Raw genomic sequence first — 5439 nt, forward strand, 5'->3', positions numbered from 1 at the left:
ACTTACTCTTCTCTATACGTTCTTCTGCTTCTCTTACTAAAAATGACATTTTGCCTCCTCTTTCGTATGTACTTATCTTTTCATTCTATCATATATGTTTCTTTCTGCCTATTATGCAATGGTCTTTGTCATGGAGGAATATGTGGGTATTTTAAATATCCAAGAATCTAAAGCCCAACTTCCTAAACCAGATTTAAAAAAAGAAGAGCCAGATAATAGTGTGGAAGATGGCGTTAAAAATTTGAAAGAACCTAACGCACCCAGTGCACCTCTAGATACTACAGATAATTTTCAGCTAAGCTCTGAAAAACAATTATTACAACAATTAAGGCAAAGAAGAAAGGAAATAGAAAATTATAAAGACAAATTACCTACAGAAAAAATGGCTTTAGAATCAATAAAACAATATATCGATAACAGATTAAATATGCTGGAAAATGTTCAAAATCAATTAAGACCACAATTGCACAATAATAATCAAAACGACGATAAAAAAATTCAGAAATTAGTTAAAGTATACGAAAATATGAAACCTAAAGAAGCTGCTAAGATTTTTAATGACTTACAAATTGGTGTATTGGTAGAGCTCGCTTTAAACATGAAGGAATCAAGGCTTGCAGCAATACTTTCTGAAATGACCCCTGAAAAAGCCCGAGAACTAACATCCATTTTAGCAACTCAAAGTGATATGGGGGAATTTTAATATTCAGCTCCACATAATTTATTGTTAGCAGAATTGAATATATGGCTGGGAATTAATCTTGTATTAACATGTGAATTATATTAGAATACCACTTTAATTGTATTCATTGGTAAATTATTGATATGAATGAAAAATCAAAATTAGTTATAAACTATCCAGCATTGTTTGTGATTGCTATATATCCAATTATTTTGAGCATTATTGCTATACTTTACGGATACAAATATGGAATAGGTAAGTTTGAAATAATATCTATCGTTGCTACTTACTACATCGTTAATATATCGGTTGGTGTCGGGTTACATAGATTATGGTCACATACAGCATTTAGAACTAAAAAATGGGTAGAAATTATTTTGGCATGTTTAACTGCTGGCACTCTGCAAGGCCCTATATTAGCTTGGGCTTCAGATCATATGTTGCACCATAAATATACCGACCAAGAAAGTGACCCTCATTCAGCACTAAAATATAAAAATAAGTTTATAGGTTTTATGTGGTCTCATATAGGTTGGATGATTTTTTCAGACGTAAAGCATAAAAAAATTGATAAGATGGCTCTTGCAAAATTAGGTAGAAATAAAGTAGTTTTGTGGCAATTTAGACACTACTGGAAAATAGCGATATTTATGAATACGATATTACCAATGGCAATTGGTTATTTAATTGGAGGTGACTTAAGGTATGCACTAGGTGCGTTTATCTTTATAGGAATAGGTAGAGCTATACAGCAACAAGCAACTTTCTGTGTAAATTCAGTAGTGCACATGAATATTGGCTCAAAAGAATATTATTATGGCACTGCGAGAGATATATGGTGGCTATCCTTTTTATTGCTAGGTGAAAATTGGCATAACTTCCATCATGCTTTTGCAAATGACTATAGAAATGGTCATAAATGGTATCATTTGGATATTCATAAGTGGGTTATAGCATTGATGGCTAAAGTAGGACTTGCTAGTGATTTAATTGTGACATCAAAATTGAGAGTTGAATCAATGAAAGAGCAAGTGAGAAAGAAGACGATTGATAGTTTGCAAGAAAAGATAGATTTGATTGAAAAAGCTAGTAAGTACATTCATAAAGTTGCTTTAACTAAATTAAAGGTGGCGGAAAAATCTGCTTTAAAATTAGCAAATGATATACATGAAAATTTAGATAACGTAATTACAAAGGCAAAAGGTATAATAAAATTTACTCAAGATTTAAGGCTAAAAGATAATATAGAAGAGAATTTGATAATAGCTTTATCTGTTAAGTACAATGAATTAAAAAAAGCTGCGCGAAAATTAGAAATACAAGTGGCGCCTTTTTAAGTGTATATTTTATAAATTCGGGGCATAGCGCAGTCTGGTAGCGCACCTGGTTTGGGACCAGGGGGTCGGGAGTTCAAATCTCTCTGCCCCGACCATATGTTGTTTTAACTACTTTAGATGATTAAAAATAAAATAAAAAAAACATCTTCATTTATTTGTTATATAGCTTCTATATATCTTTTTGTTTTAATAATAATCATATTTTTGCAATATAGTGTCTATTTAGAGCAAATAACTCGCTATCAATTTTATGAAATATCACAATATATCAGGGATAAGCTATCTTTTGCAAAACATTATAGTCATGACAGTTTTAAACTCCTTGAATATATTGATAAAATTGGTATAGCTGATGAAAACCTAAAGCATGGATTAGAGAGTAGTAAGGCTAAGGAAATATATTTCCTGGGAAAAGTTTATATTTACAACAATAAAAAACAGAATATTTCCTTCTATGGAGATAATGATGAAAAATTATCTATTAAAGATTTGAATCTTAATCCAACAATTTTAAAATGCCTGGATCACAAAGAAAAATTGAATTTTGGCCAGATTTATTTGGCTGATATAAAAGCGAATAATTACACTATAGTTGCATGTTACGCCAGCAATAAAAGTCAACAGGTTTATTTAAGGTTAATGAATTTTGATAACCTGTTTAAAAAAGCTAGCATAAAATATAATTTTTTCAAAAATTATGATGTTACGATCGTTAATAGGTATGATCAGGTGCTGTATACAAGTCATAATAAACATATAAATAACCCAGATTTAAACAGTATAACTTCCTTAAAAAAAGGATTGAATGAAATAAAAAAGCATAATCTTAAATTCTATAGTGATACTCAGGGATTTAACTTCAAAAACTATTATAGCTTAACAACTTTTAAAGATAACAATTTTAAGGTTTTTACAACACAAATATCTCTCTCAAAAGAACAAGAATTTTATAAATTTTTAATAGCTTACAAGCATATACTAATAGCCGAATTTTTAATATTTTTAACAATACTTTTACTGACTATCAAGTATATATTAAATCCCCTTTATAGAATTACCTCTTCTGTGAAAAAAATACTAATTTTTAACAACATAGGCAACAAACCTAACAAAACTAATATTTGGAAATTATCTATTTTTAGCACTATAAAACTATTGAAATCTTGCTATTTAAAACTAAGATTTAAGTATAAAATTGTTGATTTAAAGTATGTTTTTATGGAAAAACTCTTAAAAAATTTAATCAACAATCATACAGAAAATAATAGATATCTATTACACAATCTCAATACTCCACTTCACCAAATAAGGTTGTCACTTCAATCTCTAAAAGATGCCAAGGCAGATATTAATAATGTAGATAAAATAAGCAATATTGAGAATGCATTAAAGCATTTTGAATCAGTTTTTTCTGCTAATAAAGTATCTCCATATAAGATTGAACTTGATGAAGCTTATATAGATATCAGAGGCATTATTAACTCTTCGCTGGATTTAATTTTTAACCCTGACATATATAAAAAATTATCAGTGAAAAAAAATTATACTAATAATAATGTATTGGTTTTTGCAGACGAAGTATGTTTGGAAACAATAGTTGTTTTATTGCTAAGTAGCTCTAAAAATTTGATCAGCAATATAGATAACGTAACAGTAGATATACAAACAATTTTAACTGGACTTGAAGTGTCTATAAAATTAAGCGGTAAAAAAATCAACAAAAGCAATATAGGAAAATTTATAAACTGTGTAGATAACAAATTAAATTTAAATTATATGGAAGAACATAACATTGACATTTTAATCGTGAACTGGTTGCTTCATTTATTAAGATTTAACATGATACTAGAAACCGATAATCAGGAGTCAATCAAATATGATATTATTATCCCTAATATAAAGCTAAAAAGCTAAATTTTTTAAGTTATTTGTATATGCAAAATTATGGTTACTCTTACAACAGTATTTTACATATAATAAATGAGAGCATGAATAAGAACAGATTGTTTCATGCATGTATTATACATGGAGGTTATGGGATAAGAAAAACCTATTTATCTAATGAAATAGCAAAGCAAATTATAAGTTATAGAAATGAAAGTAACCACACTACTAAAGAAAGTTATTTACAATCTCCTGATTTGTACATTATTTCCAAAGATTCCCCAATAATTACAGTTGATGATATTAGGAAAGTTAAAAATTGGATAAAACACACTACAATGAAATCAAAATACAAAGTTGTGGTAATAAATGACGTTGACAGAATGAATAAAAATGCAAGCAATGCATTCCTAAAAGTTTTAGAAGAGCCTATTGGTAATGCAATATTTATACTAAATACTTCGTCTATTAAAACAATTTCAGATACCTTAAGCTCAAGATGTATAAAAATGAGATTGGATACACCTACTTTGGAGGATTTTACAAAAATTTTATGTGAATTGCATTGTTCAAAGCCAGATGTTAGCTTCGAAACAGTATATTGTTTATGTAAAGGCGACATTAATCTAGCTATAAAACTTATTGAGCAAAAATATTTAAGCTCACTCATTGAAGTGTTTGATAACGATGTTTACGATGCAGCATTAAGTATTATGACTGCATTAGATCTGGAAAACGAAACGGATTTTAGAATTCTTAACTGCTTTATGGATGCAATAGCATTCAAATTGATAAGAAAGGGCTTCAGCGAATATGAGTTATCAAAAAAAAATTATAAATTGCTTACAAGTTTAGAAAAACTACAAAATATTGTTACTAATCTGGAAAATCTAAACAAAAAGTACTCTCAAGAAATTATAATTAATATTTTAAAAGAATGTTTTTAAAGCTACACAGAAATTTAATTATAACTGGAATTTCTCTTATAACTTTACTGCTTGATCAGGCAAGTAAGCAAATAATCTTAAACTATTTAATTTCAAATAAAATTTACGTATATAAAGTTACCAACTTTTTAAATTTTGTTGAAATTTGGAATAAGGGGATTAGCTTTGGAATTTTCAGTGAATATAATTTATCACCAATGCTATTTATTTGCTTATCATCTATTATATTATTTTTGATGTTGTATTTAATGACAAATATAAATCCTATCATCCAAGGACTGATTATAGGAGGAGCAATGGGAAATTTAGTGGATAGAGTGATCTTTGGTAAGGTCTTTGATTTTATTGATTTTCATATATTAGATTGGCATTATCCAGCTTTTAATCTAGCCGATAGCTTTATAGTAATTAGTGTAATTTTAATTCTGATTAGTAAACTTAGAAGCTATATATTAAAAAATGGGCATTGCTAAGCAAATATAGCGTCAAAGAAGAAATGTATATACACAGATAATTCAGCCATATCAGCGGCTTTGGAATAAGCCTTGGTTTTTCGATTGTATCTCTTGATAAAGTCTCTGAGAGAGCT

At 28.5% G+C, this 5439-nt stretch carries 5 protein-coding genes and 1 tRNA gene; all 6 read left to right on the plus strand.

The window, feature by feature from the left end; translation table 11 throughout:
* Nucleotides 1-118: 118 nt before the first annotated feature.
* The 6 genes from L8D11_RS03145 to lspA all read left to right on the plus strand — a co-directional run bounded on the left by L8D11_RS03145 (nt 119) and on the right by lspA (nt 5323).
* Complete coding sequence (locus L8D11_RS03145) at nt 119-703, plus strand: MotE family protein (RefSeq protein WP_236870224.1); 585 nt, start codon at nt 119-121, stop codon at nt 701-703.
* A gap of 122 nt (nt 704-825) precedes the next feature.
* On the plus strand, nt 826-2019 hold the full coding sequence (locus L8D11_RS03150; RefSeq protein ID WP_236870225.1) for an acyl-CoA desaturase: 1194 nt from the start codon (nt 826-828) through the stop codon (nt 2017-2019).
* An 18-nt stretch (nt 2020-2037) separates the two neighbouring features.
* A tRNA-Pro gene (locus tag L8D11_RS03155) sits at nt 2038-2114 on the plus strand.
* Between the two features lie 22 nt (nt 2115-2136).
* On the plus strand, nt 2137-3933 hold the full coding sequence (locus L8D11_RS03160) for an ATP-binding protein (protein ID WP_236870226.1): 1797 nt from the start codon (nt 2137-2139) through the stop codon (nt 3931-3933).
* A 20-nt stretch (nt 3934-3953) separates the two neighbouring features.
* Nucleotides 3954-4850 (plus strand): AAA family ATPase, encoded by an 897-nt coding sequence (locus tag L8D11_RS03165; RefSeq protein WP_272906024.1) that lies wholly within the window; start codon nt 3954-3956, stop codon nt 4848-4850.
* On the plus strand, nt 4841-5323 hold the full coding sequence (gene lspA, locus L8D11_RS03170; RefSeq protein WP_236870228.1) for a signal peptidase II: 483 nt from the start codon (nt 4841-4843) through the stop codon (nt 5321-5323). Before L8D11_RS03165 ends, lspA begins: the two co-directional genes overlap by 10 nt.
* The last annotated feature ends 116 nt before the right edge of the window (nt 5324-5439 follow it).

This window comes from Candidatus Bandiella numerosa (assembly GCF_021811875.1).
Lineage (GTDB): Bacteria > Pseudomonadota > Alphaproteobacteria > Rickettsiales > Midichloriaceae > Aquirickettsia > Aquirickettsia numerosa_A.